The sequence below is a fragment of the Dehalococcoidia bacterium genome (assembly GCA_035310145.1).
Lineage (GTDB): Bacteria > Chloroflexota > Dehalococcoidia > CAUJGQ01 > CAUJGQ01 > CALFMN01.
Window position 1 is genome coordinate 15,858 of record DATGEL010000082.1, and the last position, 15,000, is coordinate 30,857.

Here is a 15,000-nt window from a genome sequence, read left to right on the forward strand (position 1 = left end):
CAGATCCGGCTGGGCCGGCAATCGCTCCGGCGCGTTATTGCGCCGTGAAACAGCCGGCGGCGATCGAGACGAACGAGGCGTTCCGCTCGTCCGCAGGGCACTGCGCGTACGCCGCTTGCTCGAAACGCACCGGCGGCATGATCGCCAGCGCCAGCGCCAGTGGCGTGAGTCCGCAGAGGCGGTAGCGATCCTCGATCGTGCCGACTTCGCGCAGGAGCGCCTCCGCACCCGCGCTACACGCGGCAAGCGCGGCGCGGTCGGCAGCTTCGACGGCGGCGCGCTGCGCCGCGCCGAAGGGTCGCGGATCGCCGAATTCCGGCCCGACGTGCGCCAGGTCTCCGGCGACCACCACCAGGGCGCCGCCGGCCACAGCCTCGCGCAGAAGCTCGATGGCGCGTTCAATCCCGCCGCCGGCGAGTGTGCGGGCGCTCAGGAACGGCCCCGGATGGCCGCAAAGCAGCGGCAGCACACTCAGCGGCTCGCCGCCACGGGCGTGGTGCAGCCAGACGCTCGCCAGCTCGATCGAGTGCTCGTTGCGATGGTGCAGCTCTTCAGCAAAGGCCTGCTCCTCGCCAAGCGCCCCGGCAAGCGCGTTCACCAGCGCCACGTCGGTCGGCAGCGGACCGAACGGCGTGGCGTACTGCTGATGTGTCAGCGTCAGCCGGCCGCCGCCGCCGGCGTGGTCGGTGCCCAGCAGGATGACCCGCTTCGCCGCGCGGGCCGCGTCCGCGGCCTGGCGCCAGCCGGCCGCGTAGACCGGTCCGCCGCGCGCGTAGTCAATGTGCGGGCTGAGCACTCCGGCCACGGCACCCTGCGGCGCCGGCGCACGCTCTGCGCGCAACTCGAACGCCGCCAGCTGGTTGCGCAGCGCGGCAAGCTCTCCGGGATAGACGCGGTCCGCCAGAGCCGGCGGGCGGCAGGGCGCGGCACGGAAGGCGGCGAGCACCTCGCGCTTGACCTGCTCGACGCGCTCACCCTCGAGCAGCAGCGCCGCATCCAGCCGGCGGACCAGTTCCAGCAGGTCCGTGGGCGCCAGATCGAGCCCGGCGCCCAGCAGGCAGCGGGCGCGGATCACGGGCAGCTCGTGCTCGCCGTCGAACAGAGCCAGCGCCGGCCCCAACTCGAGCGGCACCAGCAGCTCCTCGCCTGAAAGCGAGAGCATATCCCGCAGATAAAAGTACTCGTGGCCGTCCTGGCGCAACCGCTTGATCTCCAGCGGGCGCAGCTGCGGGCGGGCGGGCAAGGGCATGGCAGGCTCCGAGGTGGACGGCGAGCCGGTGCCTGCATTCTACGGCCGGGGCGGCCGGGACAGAAGGCGTTGGTGGATGCCGGAGGGATGCATGATAGCATAACACCGCGTCGGGGCCGACGGGCTCGACAACGCGCGCTGGAGCAACGATGCCATCCGTGCGCCTCTGGTGCCTGCTGGTCGGCGGCTTCGTGTTCGGACTGCTCGGGGCGACCGGCGTGCTGCACGTTGCCGGTGTCTCCTTTGGCAACCGGGCGCCCGTTGCAGAGTCGATCGGGGCCGGTTTACGTGTCGCCTCGGAACGGTCCGCAACGCCGGCAGCGCCGGACGAGCCGACGCCGGAGCCCACGGAGCCACCGTTCATCGCGGGGCAGTCGCTGTTCGCGACGTCGCAGATCGTCTCCTACTACGGCCACCCGCTCTCGCCCGCGATGGGCGTGCTGGGTGAGGGCAGCGAAGACGCGATGCTCGAGCGGCTGAAGATGCAGGCCGCGGAGTACCAGGCGCTCACCCCGGACAAAGCCGTAGTGCCCGCACTGCATCTGGTGTACGAAGTCGCACAGTCACGCACCTCGGACGACGGACTCTATCTCTATCGCACGGATGACGCCACCGTGCGCCACTACATCGACCTGACGCGCGACCAGCACATGTTGCTCTTCCTCGACCTGCAGATCGGCCGCAGCTCGTTGAAAGACGAGCTGCAGTATGTGCTGCCGTACCTGCGCGAGCCGCAGGTACACCTTGCCATCGATCCGGAGTTCGTGACGCTGCCGGGCTACCGGCCCGGCATGTTCATCGGCACGCTGGACTGCCTGCAGGTGAACGACGCGCTGGAAACGATCGAGCGCATGGTTGAAGAGGTGAACTTGCCCAACAAGATCGTGATCGTGCACCAGTTCGAAGACGACATGCTGACTAACAAGGACAAGCTGCGTTTCGACGAGCCGCGTGTCGATACGGTGCTCGACATGGATGGTTTCGGCGACCAGAGCGGCAAGTTGAGTATGTATGACAAGCTCGTGCACCAGTTCGGCGCAAAATACGCCGGGCTCAAGCTCTTCTACAAACACGACACCGGACTGCTCAGTCCCGAACAAGTAGAAGGACTGACGCCGCGGCCGGATGTGATCATCTACCAGTGAGCACGGATTCCGATGAGCCGCTACGGCCGACACTGGCTAATCGGTCGATATAGTCGATATCAATGAGCACGTCGCGCGGGGTTTGGCGTTTCGGCGATCTCGGCCTGGCCGCGGTCGCGCCCGCGCAGCGGATCACGCTCGGGGAGGGCAGCACGCCGCTGATCGAGGCGCCGCGGCTGGCGGAGGCGATCGGCATCGCGCGGCTCTACCTCAAGCTGGAGAGCCAGAACCCGACCGGCTCGTTCAAGGACCGCGGCACCGCGACGGCGATCGCTGAGGCCGTCTCCCTCGGCGTGAGACAGCTCGTGGAGGATTCCTCCGGCAACGCCGGCGCCTCCGCCGCGGCCTACGCGGCGCGGGCGGGGCTGCGCTGCACCGTCTACGCGCCCGCGGCGGCGCCGGCAGCGAAGCTGCAGCAGGCGCAGGCGTACGGCGCCCGCGTCGTTCCCGTGGCGGGCAGCCGGGCCGACGTGACACGCGCCGCGCGGCAGGCGGCGAAGGCGAAGGCCGTCTACCACCTCGACCACAACAGCAACAACGCTTTCGTTGCCGGCATGCAGACCCTTGCCTGCGAGCTGGCGGACGAGCTGAAGACTCCCGCCCAGCTGGTCATGCCCGTTGGCGGCGGCTCGCTGCTCGCTGGCTGTTTCGAAGGCTTCGCCCGCCTCGGGCTGCCGCCGGCGCGCTGGCCGCTGTTTGCGGTGCAGCCGGAAGCCTGCGCGCCGCTGGTGGCGGCGCTGGCGAACGGCTGGGATCAGCCGCTGCCCGTGGAGGCGAAACCGACGATGGCCGGCGGCATCTCCATCGCCGATCCGCCGCGGGGCGCGCGCTTGCTGCGCGTTCTGCGCGAAAGCGGCGGCAGCGCAGTGGCAGTCCCGGAAGACGCGATCGGGCGCTGGGGCCGCATGCTGGCGCGGCTGGAGGGCGTCTACGCCGAGCCGACCTCGGCGGCGGCCGTCGCGGGCCTGGCGAAACTCATCGCCGAGCGCACGATCGACGCGGGCGAGGCGGCCGTCGTGGTGATCACGGGCAGCGGGCTCAAAGACCCCGAGCACGCCGCGCGGACGTGATGTTCGCGCCCACCGTTGGACGGCCACCGACGGACGCCCACGCTGCCCCGGCCCGCGCCTGTGGTAGACTCGCGCCCGGAGTCCTCGATCAAGGTTGAGAGGAGAACGGGTATGCCACGCGCAACGATCAACGGGGCTGAGCTGTTCTACGACCAGGCGGGACAGGGCGAGCCGATCATCTTCCACCACGGGTATACCGGCTCGCACGACACATGGTCGGATCTGATTACGCCCAGGCTGCGCGATCGCTATCACTGCATCTACATGGACTCGCGCGGCGCCGGCGACAGCGGCCATCCCGAGTCGGGTTACACCATCGAGCAGTACGCCCGCGACGTCGTCGGTCTGGCGGACCTGCTTGGACTGAATACCTTCACCTACTGCGGCCACAGCATGGGCGGCGTGATCGGGATGGAGCTCGGGATCAACCACGTCGCGCGGCTCAACAAACTGATCCTCGTGGCGCCGGCGCCCTCCGATGGCGTTCAGGCGCCGCCAGAGATGCACGAGCGCGCCCGTCAGCTGCGCCGAGAGCGGGACCGGGACACGATGATCCGCTAGCGCACGATCATGTCCGCGCGCACGCCGGATGCCGACCGCATCACCGCAGCGGTCGATCGGGCACTGTCCGTGTCCGATGGCCACTTCGAGCAGTCCTGGCAGTCGTGTGTGGACTCGCGCCGGGGCGAGCGTCTGACGCGGATGATGGTCCCAACTCTGATGATCGCGGGCGCGGCCGACGGCCTGCTCCTCGCCAACCTGGCGGACTTCCAGAAGCTGCCCAACGCCACGCTCCACGTCTTCAGCCGCGTGGGCCACGGTGTGCCGAGCGACGTGCCGGACGAGTTTGCGGCTGTGGTCGCGGACTTCATGGAGCACGGCGTCGTGGTCGCCAGGACGCTGATGGACCGGCTGCCGCAGGCCGCGGCGGCGCGCTGAGCCAATTCTTGGCCGGCGGCCCGGCGGCGAGCCGCTGCGCCGGGTCGCCCGCTACCTCCAGGGACACCGGCCGCTGCGCACAGCGGTCCATGAGCCAGGCGCGCGCCGCGCCGGCCGCGGGTCTGGCGAAGCTCGTCGCCGAGCGCACGCTCTCATCGGATGAAGCCGCAGTCGCCGTCATCACCGGCAGCGGGCTGAAGGATCCCCGGCACGCCGCGCCTGCGTGACGCGCCACCTGTCTCCTACGCCCTCCCACCTCCACCCAGCGCCCTGCGCCCTATCGCCTTCCTTGCTCACAATCAACCCCGGTGCTACTATCCCGCTCGGTGTGGCCCGGCTCGCTCCGTGCGCCGCGTCTGCCCCTCCGACCCCCATCCCTTGCACGACTTGGACGACAAGCGCGAGTCGAGGATCACACAAGCGATGCCGTTTCAGGACAAGCTGGACCACCTAACGCAGCTGAAGGAGCAATCTCGCGAGGGCGGCGGCGCCGCGCGGATCGAGTCGCAGCACAAGCGCGGCAAGCTCACCGCGCGCGAGCGCCTCGCGATCCTGCTCGATGAGGGCAGCTTCGAAGAGCTGGACGCGCTGATGACGCATCGCTCCAGCTACTTCGGCCTGGGCGAGCAGAGGTACCTGGGCGACTCCGTCGTCACCGGTTACGGCAAGATCGACGGCCGCCTGGTCTACGTCTTTTCCCAGGATTTCACCGTCTTCGGCGGCTCGCTCTCAGAGGTCGCGGGCGAGAAGATCACCAAAGTCCAGGGCCTCGCCCTGAAGAACGGGGCGCCGATCATCGGCCTCAACGACGGCGGCGGCGCCCGTATTCAAGAGGGCGTCGAAAGCCTGCGCGGCTATGGCGAGATCTTCACCAACAACACGATCGCTTCCGGCGTGATTCCGCAGATCAGTGTGATCATGGGGCCGGCCGCGGGCGGCGCCGTCTATTCGCCCGCCATCACCGACTTCATCTTCATGACCAGCGCGGCGCAGATGTACATCACCGGTCCGGATGTGGTGCGCGCCGTCACCGGCGAAGACGTCACCCACCAGCAACTCGGCGGCGCAGAGGTTCACGCCACGCGCAGCGGCGTCGCCCACTTCGCGATCGATGACGAGCGCGCCTGCCTGGAAGAGGTGCGGCGCCTCATCGCCTTCCTGCCGCTCAACAACATGGAGGATCCGCCGTTCGCCGATACCGCCGACGATCCGAACCGCGCGGCGCCCGAACTGCTCGAGATCGTGCCGGACGACTCCAACCGGCCCTACGACACGCGCGATGTGATCGAGCGCCTCGTCGATAACGGCGACTTCATGGAGGTGCACGCCGGCTGGGGACAGAACATCGTCGTCGGCTTCGCGCGCATGGGTGGGCGCACCGTGGGCATCGTCGCCAACCAGCCTGCCTATCTTGCCGGCGTGCTCGACATCGAGGCGGCACGCAAGGGCGCCCGCTTCGTACGCTTCTGTGACTGCTTCAACGTCCCGCTGGTGACGCTGATCGACGTGCCCGGCTACCTGCCCGGCACCGCACAGGAGTACGGCGGCATCATCCTGCACGGCGCCAAGTTGCTCTACGCCTACGCCGAGGCGACGGTGCCGAAGGTCTCGGTGGTGATCCGCAAGGCCTACGGCGGCGCCTACCTGGTGATGAGCAGCAAGCACCTGCGCGGCGACATCAACTACTCCTGGCCGATCGGCGAGGCGGCCGTGATGGGCTCGGAGGGCGCGGTGGACATTATCCTGCGCGACCAGATCCGCGCCGCTCCCGACCCGGACGCCGAGCGCAAGCGCCAGATCGCGGACTACAACGAGCGCTTCCAGAACCCGTACATCGCCGCCTCGCGCGGCTTCTTCGATGACGTGATCGACCCGCGCGAGACACGCGGCAAGGTGATCCGCGCGCTGGAGATGCTGCAGAACAAGACCGATTCGAATCCGCCGCGCAAGCACGGCAACATTCCGCTTTAGGTGACTGGTTGCGCTAGCAACTGCGCCTCGCGCGGTTTTCAGACTGAACGGGTGACAGGGAAGCGGGGACAGCGGGGCTGATGGGCATCAAGATTACCGACACGGTGCTGCGCGACTCGCACCAATCGTTGTTGGCGACGCGCATGCGCACGGAAGACATGCTGCCGATCTGCGAGGCGCTGGACGCGATCGGCTACCACTCGCTGGAGATCTGGGGCGGCGCCACGTTCGACACCTGCCTGCGCTTCCTGCACGAAGACCCGTGGGAGCGGCTGCGGCAGATTAAGGCGCGGCTGAAGAAGACACCGACGCAGATGCTGCTGCGCGGCCAGAACGCAGTGGGCTACCGTCACTACGCTGACGACGTGGTGAACACGTTCTGCGAGAAGGCCGTCGAGAACGGCATGGACATCTTCCGCATCTTTGATGCGGTCAACGACGTGCGCAACCTCGAGACCGCGATGCGCGCGGTGAAGCGCGCCGGCGGCCACGTGCAGGGCACGATCTGCTACACCGTCAGCCCCGTGTTCGACGCCGACGTGGCCGTGACGATGGGCAAAGAACTGGTGCAGATGGGCGCCGACACCGTCTGTCTCAAGGACATGGCCGGCCTGCTCGACCCCTTCACCGCCGGCGAGATCATCGGCAAGCTGCGCCGGGCGCTGGACGTGCCGCTGCAACTGCACTCGCACTGCACCAGCGGCTTCGCCGACATGGCCTACATCAAGGCGATCGAGGCGGGCGTGGACATCGTCGACACGGCGATCAGCACGCTTTCGCACGGCACCTCGCAGCCGCCGACCGAGACGCTGGTGGCCACGCTGCGCGGCACCAAGTGGGACACCGGCCTCGACCTCAACAAGCTGAACGAGATCGCGGAGTATTTCGCCGGCGTGCGCAAGAAGTATGAGGCGTTCGAAAGCGAGTCGTTCGGCGTGGATGCCGGCGTGCTGATTCACCAGATGCCCGGCGGCATGATCTCCAACATGATCAACCAGCTGCGTGAGCAGAACGCGCTGGACCGGCTGGACGAAGTGCTGGCCGAGATGCCGCGCGTGCGCAAGGACATGGGCTATCCGCCGCTGGTCACGCCGACCAGTCAGATCGTCGGCACGCAGGCGGTGATGAACGTGCTGGCGGGCGAGCCGTACAAGCGGGTGACGCGCGAAACCCGCCAGTATTTCCAGGGCTTCTACGGCCGCGCGCCGGCGCCGGTGAACGAGGAAGTCCAGCACAAAGTGGTGGATCACGATCAGCCGATCATCAGCGACCGGCCGGCCGACCACATTGCGCCTGAGCTTGCGCAGGCCCGCGCGGAGATCGGCGACCTCGCCCGCAGCGAGGAAGACGTGATTTCGTTCGCCCTCTTCCCGCAGCCGGCGCGCGACTTCTTCACCTGGCGCAACGCCGGCGATGGCCCGGAGCCGGCATTGGTGGCCGCGATCGCGGCCGCCCTGGCGGCGGAAGCCGAGAAGGCGCGGCCGGCCGCGCCTCCGGACGGCCACGCCAACGGCCGCTCGGCCTGGAAGCTGGCCGGCCGGCAGCGCGGCCTGCGCGCGCGGTAGTCCGGCAGGCAACGAAGGAACGATGAAGCTTACCATCGATGGCAAACCGTTCGAGGTCAGCGTCGGCGCCGGCGAAGTGACGGTCGGCGAGCGCAGCTTCCGTGTGCGCGTCGAGGGCCGCGGGCCGCTGAAGACCGTCTACGTGGACGAGCAGCCCTTCCGCGTGGAAGTGCCGGCCGACTCCGGCGCCGACGATCTGCAGGTACTGGTCGATGCCCGCTACCGCACGGTGAAAAGCGAAGCCGGATCGCGGCCCCGTACCGCCGCACCCGCGCGCAAGGCCGCGGCGGCAGCGCCGAAGGCGAGCGTACCCGGTGGCGTGCCGGCCGCGATGGCCGGCCGGGTACTCAAGATCGCGGTGGATGCCGGCCAGGCAGTGAAAAGCGGTGACCTGCTCTTGATCTTCGAGGCGATGAAGATGGAGAACGAGATCCGTTCTCCGCAGGATGGTACCGTCAAGGAGATCGCGGTCAAGGTGGGCGACCGTGTCAATGCCGGCGACCTGCTGCTGGTCTTGCAGTAGCGACGCCACCGCACGCCGGCGACAGCGCGGGGGCCGTCGAAGAGCGGCCCTCGTTTGGCGTCAAAACGCAAACGCGACAGGGGGCGAAAGCGATGCGCAAGAAGGTCACGATCGTCGGCGCGGGCAACACGGGCGCGACGATGGCGCTGCTGCTGGCGATGAAGGGCTACGCCGATATCGTCTTGCAAGACATCATCGAGGACATGCCGCAGGGCAAGGCGCTCGACATGCTCGAAGCCGGCCCGATCCTGGGCTACGACAGCCAGATCAGCGGCGCCAACGACTGGAATGAGACGAAGAACTCCGACATCGTGCTGATCACCTCCGGCGTGCCGCGCAAGCCGGGCATGACGCGCGACGACCTGCTCAAGGTGAACATGGGCATCGTCAAGAGCGTGGCGGAGAACGCGATCAAAGCCTCCCCAAACGCGATCTTCGTCGTCTTCGCCAACCCGATGGACGCCATGTGCCACGTCGTCAAAGACGTGACGGGCCTGCCCAAGCAGCGCATCATCGGCCAGGGCGGCGTGCTGGACACGGCGCGCTTCCGCACCTTCATCGCGCAGGAGCTGGGCGTCTCCGTCGAGGAGGTCGCGGCCTACGTGCTCGGCGGCCACGGCGACACGATGGTGCCGCTCACGGGCTACACGACGGTCGCCGGGCAGCCGGTCGAGCACCTGATCGCGAAGGACCGGCTGGAGCAGATTGTGCAGCGGGCGCGCGAAGGCGGCGCCGAGATCGTACGGCTCTTGAAGACGGGCAGCGCCTTCTATGCCCCCGCCGCCGCCACGATCGAGATGGTCGATGCGATCCTGATGGACCGCAAGCGCATCCTGCCCTGCGCCACGTATCTTGAGGGCGAGTTCGGTATTTCCGGCCTGTTCGTGGGCGTGCCGGTGAAGCTGGGCGCCGGCGGCGTCGAGCAGGTGGTCGAGTTGCCGCTGGACGCGTCCACCAAGGCCGCGCTGCACAAGTCGGCCGACGCCGTGCGCGAGCTGGTCGAGGCGATGGCCCGGATCAAGGCCGAAGCGCCGGCGTAGCTTCGATTCAACGGTTTCGGTTCCCGCTGCATTGTCAACCACCCCACAAGATGAGAGGATACCGTTCGGACCGAGATAACGCGGCGAGACCGCAGATCGAACGCGGATGGAGAGGCGGATGAGCATGAGCATGCGCAGGCGTCGGGCTCTGCTGCTGATCGCGGCCACTCTGCTGCTGCTCGTCCGCGCCCGCGACGTTTTCGGCGCCGCTTCCCTGCGCACCCAGGACCGCGACAGCTCGCCGGCCGCGATCTTTACCGCGCTGCAGCTTCCGGGTTCGGTTCGCTGCGCGCTGGTCCTCGTATGGCCCGCCGACGCAGGGCCGAGCAACGTTACGGTCGACGTGGCGCTGCCCGCCGACGCCGACCTGTCCGATACGCAGCAAACCGTGGGGCGCACGGTGTTCCTCGGCAACCAGTCGGGCACGCTCCACTGGGCAGCGCCTGGGTACGCTCCCGGCGATCCGGTGGACCCGTTCACCTTTTTCCTCACAAAGCTCCCTGAGGGCAGCTTCGCCGTGCATGCCGCCTGGGAAGATGCGACGGGCGCCGCGGCAGAGCAGACCTGGGACGCTCTGCAGCCACAGGTGGGCAGCGCCATCGCAACAAGCGGTACGGTGACACTGCCGGCTGGCACCATGGCAGTTCCGCTTGCGGTCGGCGACACGGGAATGAGCGTGCAGGTGATCGGGGGCAATATTTCGAGCGACACCGAGATCAGCGTGCAACGCACGGATGCCAGCACGAACCCGCCCGACGCTCCGGGCGCGCCGTGGTGGTGCGCCGGCGTCAGCATTACCGGGCTGCCGGCGGGAGTTACTCTGCTGGTTCGGGAACCGGCCCGGCAACCGCTGCCGCCAAACCTGCCGCTCCGCCTCTTCCTGAACGACGGTACGAACTGGACCGGTGCAGCCGAGGCGGGCACCTCCAGCGCCGATGGCCAGTACGCCAGCCTGTTCTACCACGGCGGTGACAACGCCGTCGTCGCCGGTGTGCCGCCGTTCTTTCAACCCACGATCATCACGTTGCCGGTGCAGCAGCCCGTCGGCTTCTCGGTGACTATCGGCGGCACCTTCATCCTGCACAATTTTCAGAACGGCAGCTGGACGATCACGGTGAAGAACGTGAGCAATACCACGCTCTCGAAAGTTGCCGTGCATATCCTGGGCGATGGACCGATCGATATGCACAGCACCGTTCCGGGGCCAAACGCCGTTGGCTTCGGCTGCACCATCACCCAGGGACTCGGATTGGGCACCTTCACGTCCGCCGTCTGCAACATTCCGTCGCTTGCGGCGGGTGCACAGAAGACGATCACGCTGAACGGCGGCATCACCGTCGCTGTCGCCAACCCGGAGCAGATCGTAGTGGTCGCCGACGACAATTTCCCCGACGCCCGCACGGTGCAGCAGGGCCACGCCGGCATCGACGTGCAGATTAATTAGCGCCCTGCCGGTGCAGCGAGCGACCAGCGTGCCCTGCGCGTATAGCTGCCGCACAATGGCGGCGCGCCCGGACACAGGCACATCGCTAACGCGCAAACATGGGCCGCGCAGCGTCGAACGATTTGCCGGATCGTTCTGTTGTCGATCATGCGCATGGTGCTTGAAGCAGGCAGGCGCAGCAGCTACTGTTGCCGGCGCCAAGGAGCAGCGGCGGTTGGCGATGCCGTCGCAGCGTGCGTGGCGGCGCCCCGCTGCACCGGCCGCCATGCGCCAACGGAACCGTATGCCGGCGCCGTTGATCTGATGCGCGGCTGGCAGAAGGAGCAGGTGAGAGGATGACTCAGGATAGTCAGCCGACACAGCCCTCGCAGGACGCGCCGCCCGCTGGCGCCACTCCGGACTCGACGCCGGCGTCAACTGCTACGCCAGATGCGCCTGGCGCCGCACCAGCGCCCGCGGACCATGACACGCACGACGATCACGACCACGAGCACAACGACAGTTGCGGCCATGCGACGCTGACTCACGACGGTCACACCCACTACCACCATCACGGGCATCGTCACTATCGGCATGAAGACCATTGGGACGAATGCACGGCCGACGTGCACGCGCCGCACGATGCGCACGACCATCAGCACGGTCCCGGCTGCGGCCACGAGACGGTGCAGCACGACGACCATACCGATTACGTGCACGACCAGCATTGGCACGCGCCGCACGGCGACCACTACGACGAGCATTGAGCGGGGGAGTGACGGCGCGCGCTGTGAGCAAGCCCGCTCGGCCCGGACCAAGTGTTGCGCGCGCCGGCCAAAAACGCGCTGCACCGCTCCGCCGACGCGGTGCATAGGCCAGCCCAGGCGGTGGCTCGAATCAAGCCCGAGGCGCAGGCGTGGCGCGGGCGCCGAGAGGCCCATGACCGAGCTCGCCCGCGGGCGGACGGCGTCAGGATCGACGCGGGCACGCGATCGATGCAGCGCGGGTAGACCGCCGGCAGATCGCGTCGTCCGTGTCACCCCTCACCCACGAGCGCAGCCGCGGCACCTCACACTTGCCGGCGTGATACGCGTCGGTGGGTCTTGCCCGCTACCCGGCGCCCCCTTCATGGCTGCGGAGCAGCTGCGCAATCTGCTCCTGGGCGTTCGCGAGCAGGCGGTGCAGATCGCGCTGGGCCTCGCTCGCCGCGTGAAGATGCGTTTGCAGCGCCGCGTTCTGCGCCTCCAACTGCACACGCTGGCGGCGCAGCTCCGCCACCAGCTCCGTGAGATGGGCATTGTCGCGGTTGAGCGCATTAACCTGCTCGCGCTCGCGCTGGTGCAGCCGTTCCACGTCCTCCGGCAGCGCTGGCGCGGCCGGCACGGTCACCAGGCGGCGGCCGGTCGCGTCGCGTTGGGCCGGCAACTGGCCGAGGCGGACGCGCCGCCGCACGGTATCGACGCTCACGCCCAGCACGATCGCCGCCTGCTCCAGCGTCACCTCCGGCATCGTGTTCTCCTCACACAGGTGAACCACCATATTCCGGCGCAATTCCGGAACACTCATGGCGAATGCCTGGCATGTGCCGTGCATACGGTGTACACTTGATGGGTAGACCCTTGCAACCTGCGCGCCGAAGTCGCTGGCGAGCGCCGGCGTCGCTTGAGCTGAGCGACGGCGGAAAGGGATGCCGATGGACGACGAAGGCGCCACACCCCTCGCGCTGCCCGTACTTGGCATTGAAAGCAACAGCGACCGAGCGCGGGCGTTGGAGGCGGTGCTCCGCCGCCTGCAGGGGGTGGTGCGGGCCTACGTAAGCCCGTTCACCGCCCTGGCGTACGTGGACTACCACGCCACACAAATCAGCGAAGCGCAGCTGGTCGGCGCCATCGCCGGCGCCGGTTACCGCGTCGACGATCGGCAACGCCGCTTTCCCTGGCGCCGCTCGTGAGGCGCGCCTGCGCCGTGTCTCTTGCCACGCGCGGCGGCTCAGAGATGAACGCGTGCCGGCCACGGCCGGCGCACGCCGGCGAAGTATGCCTGACGGCGCCGCGCAGCGCCGCAGGGCGAGGAGTTGTGCATGCGGTCAAGCCTGCCCCCGAGCCACGCCGCGGCGCCCCCTGTGCCGCTGAGCGCTGTCGGGCAGTACGCGGAACTGAAGCGGCGCGTGAAAGTCGCCGGCCTGCTCAAACCCCAGCCACGCTACTACGCCTGGAAGTTCGCGACCACGGCGCTGCTGGCCACAATGGCGCTGCTTCTGCTGTCCACAAGCCGCAACCCGTGGTGGTTGGTATTTGACGCAGCACTTCTGGCAGCGGTGTTCGTGCAGTTCGCCTTTCTCGGCCATGATGTCGGGCATCGCCAGGTCGTGCGATCGCAACGCCCTCGCACCGTTCTTAGTCTGATCGTTGGTAATCTGCTGGTTGGAGTCAGCGCGAGCTGGTGGCAAACCAAGCACAATCGGCATCATGGGCATCCCAACCGTCCGGGCTTCGACCCGGATGTTATGCTGCCGGTTCTGGCGTTCAGCCCGGAGCGGGCGCAGTCTATGAATCGTGCGCAGCGGCTGTTTGTACGCTACCAGCACCTGCTTTTCCTGGCACTGGTGCTGACCGAGGGGATCGTCCTTCGCGTTTCCAGCATCGAATACCTTGTAACGCGCCGCGGGCGGTGCTGGCTGCTCGAGTTGCTGCTGATCGTGCTCCATCTCGCGGCGTACAGCGAGCTTGCGATCCACCACTTCGGCGTCATGCCCGGTCTCGGCTTCATCGCGCTGCATCAGATGTGCTTCGGCCTGTACATGGGACTCGTGTTTGCGCCAAATCACAAGGGCATGGCGACAAACGCGGCGCCCCCGGCGGACGTGGCGGACGACTTCCTGCTTGAGCAGGTGCTCAGCTCGCGCAACGTGCAGCCAAGCCCACTGCTGGACTATCTGTTCGGCGGACTCAACTACCAGATCGAGCATCACCTGTTCCCAACCCTGCCGCGCAATCGCTTGCCTGCGGCGCAGGCACTGGTCGAAACGTTCTGCGCGGAATACGGCATCCCCTATCATCAAACCAGCCCGCTTACCGCTTATCGCGATATCTTTGGCCATCTGCGAAGTGTGGGTCAGGCCGCGCGTGGCGCGCCGCCTTCGCCAGTTGCCGGCCGGCAACAGGAAGGAGCGGTGCAGCCTTGAAGTGGCGACCATCCCCCCGCCCACGCTGTGCCGCCTGCTCCGCCTACCGAGAACGTGACCTGAATCCCGGCGCACCCCACTGGTAGTGCCGTATCCGCGGCTGGTGTGAACAACTTGCCGGTGACGAGCCGCTGCTGGCGACGCCGCGGGCCGGGCGCATCCGGCACCCCGAGCGGGCGCTGCAGTGGTCGCTCTCAGGGAGGAAATATGGCAGCGAATGTTGCTCTTCTCGAAGCAGCGGTGCTCTTCGCACACGCGCGCGCGGCCGCCCGCGAGGACGAGGCGCGTCACAGTCTTGATATCAGCAGCCCGCGATCGAGCCAGCAGAACGAGCTGACCGTGCGGGGTTGGGGTGGAGCTGCCTTGAACGATCTGGAATGGGCCTCGCACTGCGTCTATCCAAAGGAGCAGCGCGAGGAGTTTCGTCGCGTATATGCAGCGGAATATCTTCAGCGCCGCCTCGCCCGCTCGGGGGCGCCGTAGACATTCCCGCGATCCGCAAACTCGCCGCGTCTGGTCCGGCTCGGCCTGCGCAGAGCGCCCCACGCCGGTGCGCCGTCGACGACCCAGTGCACGAGCAGGAGATCGGCCACCCGCAGGCGCAGGCGGGGCAGCGACCGTTGGAGTCCGCAGCTCCCTTGCACCGACGATGGCCGCGGCCACCGTCGTCGAGCCGCCGCACTGATGAGGCCAGGCAATTGTGGAAATCTACAAAATTTGCTGGGTGTGACAAGTTGTAATGGGTCAAGTGATTAGGGCGTGTCTGGTGAATCACTTGGGGAGCCACAGCAGTAATGCGGCAATCACCACCATGGCGCGGTAGTTCCAGCCTCGCTTGTCGTAGCGGGTGGCCAGGGCGCGGAACTGCTTCAGCCGGTTGTGGCAGCACTC

Annotated in this window: 17 protein-coding genes; 14 read left to right on the plus strand and 3 right to left on the minus strand. The window is 67.7% G+C overall.

The features are described from left to right. Positions 1 to 34 precede the first annotated feature (34 nt). The gene (gene amrB, locus VKV26_15540; GenBank protein ID HLZ71313.1) at positions 35 to 1,249 is read right to left on the minus strand and encodes an AmmeMemoRadiSam system protein B; all 1,215 of its coding nucleotides are present in this window, start codon (positions 1,247 to 1,249) and stop codon (positions 35 to 37) included. A 149-nt stretch (positions 1,250 to 1,398) separates the two neighbouring features. Between amrB and VKV26_15545 the strand changes: the two genes are divergently transcribed. From VKV26_15545 to VKV26_15595, 11 genes are all read left to right on the plus strand, one after another. Beyond that, positions 1,399 to 2,394 carry a hypothetical protein gene (locus tag VKV26_15545; GenBank protein HLZ71314.1) on the plus strand — a complete coding sequence of 332 codons (996 nt, stop codon included), beginning with the start codon at positions 1,399 to 1,401 and terminating at the stop codon, positions 2,392 to 2,394. A 62-nt stretch (positions 2,395 to 2,456) separates the two neighbouring features. Then, positions 2,457 to 3,464, plus strand: coding sequence for a threonine synthase (gene thrC, locus VKV26_15550; protein HLZ71315.1), 1,008 nt, complete (start codon positions 2,457 to 2,459; stop codon positions 3,462 to 3,464). A 111-nt stretch (positions 3,465 to 3,575) separates the two neighbouring features. Then, positions 3,576 to 4,025, plus strand: coding sequence for an alpha/beta hydrolase (locus VKV26_15555; GenBank protein HLZ71316.1), 450 nt, complete (start codon positions 3,576 to 3,578; stop codon positions 4,023 to 4,025). Positions 4,026 to 4,034: 9 nt separating this feature from the next. Further along, positions 4,035 to 4,403, plus strand: coding sequence for an alpha/beta hydrolase (locus VKV26_15560; GenBank protein ID HLZ71317.1), 369 nt, complete (start codon positions 4,035 to 4,037; stop codon positions 4,401 to 4,403). 89 nt (positions 4,404 to 4,492) lie between these two features. Next, positions 4,493 to 4,630, plus strand: coding sequence for a hypothetical protein (locus tag VKV26_15565; protein ID HLZ71318.1), 138 nt, complete (start codon positions 4,493 to 4,495; stop codon positions 4,628 to 4,630). A gap of 196 nt (positions 4,631 to 4,826) precedes the next feature. Next, positions 4,827 to 6,374 carry an acyl-CoA carboxylase subunit beta gene (locus VKV26_15570; protein ID HLZ71319.1) on the plus strand — a complete coding sequence of 516 codons (1,548 nt, stop codon included), beginning with the start codon at positions 4,827 to 4,829 and terminating at the stop codon, positions 6,372 to 6,374. A gap of 80 nt (positions 6,375 to 6,454) precedes the next feature. Continuing rightward, on the plus strand, positions 6,455 to 7,939 hold the full coding sequence (locus tag VKV26_15575; GenBank protein ID HLZ71320.1) for a pyruvate carboxylase subunit B: 1,485 nt from the start codon (positions 6,455 to 6,457) through the stop codon (positions 7,937 to 7,939). A gap of 22 nt (positions 7,940 to 7,961) precedes the next feature. Continuing rightward, on the plus strand, positions 7,962 to 8,462 hold the full coding sequence (locus VKV26_15580; GenBank protein ID HLZ71321.1) for a biotin/lipoyl-containing protein: 501 nt from the start codon (positions 7,962 to 7,964) through the stop codon (positions 8,460 to 8,462). Positions 8,463 to 8,554: 92 nt separating this feature from the next. After that, the gene (gene mdh, locus VKV26_15585; protein ID HLZ71322.1) at positions 8,555 to 9,502 is read left to right on the plus strand and encodes a malate dehydrogenase; all 948 of its coding nucleotides are present in this window, start codon (positions 8,555 to 8,557) and stop codon (positions 9,500 to 9,502) included. Between the two features lie 118 nt (positions 9,503 to 9,620). Next, a complete protein-coding gene (locus tag VKV26_15590) occupies positions 9,621 to 10,946 on the plus strand; it encodes a hypothetical protein (protein HLZ71323.1) in 1,326 nt (441 codons plus the stop codon). 335 nt (positions 10,947 to 11,281) lie between these two features. Next, entirely contained in the window at positions 11,282 to 11,692 is a 411-nt protein-coding gene (locus tag VKV26_15595; GenBank protein HLZ71324.1) for a hypothetical protein, read from the plus strand. A 343-nt stretch (positions 11,693 to 12,035) separates the two neighbouring features. On the opposite strand, the gene VKV26_15600 is transcribed toward VKV26_15595, so the two are convergent. Beyond that, complete coding sequence (locus VKV26_15600) at positions 12,036 to 12,434, minus strand: hypothetical protein (protein HLZ71325.1); 399 nt, start codon at positions 12,432 to 12,434, stop codon at positions 12,036 to 12,038. A gap of 184 nt (positions 12,435 to 12,618) precedes the next feature. Here VKV26_15600 and VKV26_15605 point away from each other — a divergent pair, with 184 nt between their 5' ends. From VKV26_15605 to VKV26_15615, 3 genes are all read left to right on the plus strand, one after another. Next, the gene (locus tag VKV26_15605) at positions 12,619 to 12,876 is read left to right on the plus strand and encodes a heavy metal-associated domain-containing protein (GenBank protein HLZ71326.1); all 258 of its coding nucleotides are present in this window, start codon (positions 12,619 to 12,621) and stop codon (positions 12,874 to 12,876) included. Positions 12,877 to 13,005: 129 nt separating this feature from the next. Further along, the gene (locus VKV26_15610; GenBank protein ID HLZ71327.1) at positions 13,006 to 14,109 is read left to right on the plus strand and encodes an acyl-CoA desaturase; all 1,104 of its coding nucleotides are present in this window, start codon (positions 13,006 to 13,008) and stop codon (positions 14,107 to 14,109) included. A 207-nt stretch (positions 14,110 to 14,316) separates the two neighbouring features. Beyond that, the gene (locus VKV26_15615) at positions 14,317 to 14,592 is read left to right on the plus strand and encodes a hypothetical protein (protein HLZ71328.1); all 276 of its coding nucleotides are present in this window, start codon (positions 14,317 to 14,319) and stop codon (positions 14,590 to 14,592) included. A 288-nt stretch (positions 14,593 to 14,880) separates the two neighbouring features. On the opposite strand, the gene VKV26_15620 is transcribed toward VKV26_15615, so the two are convergent. Next, positions 14,881 to 15,000, minus strand: a 120-nt coding sequence (locus VKV26_15620) for an IS5/IS1182 family transposase (protein ID HLZ71329.1), incomplete at its 5' end; no start/stop codon positions are given.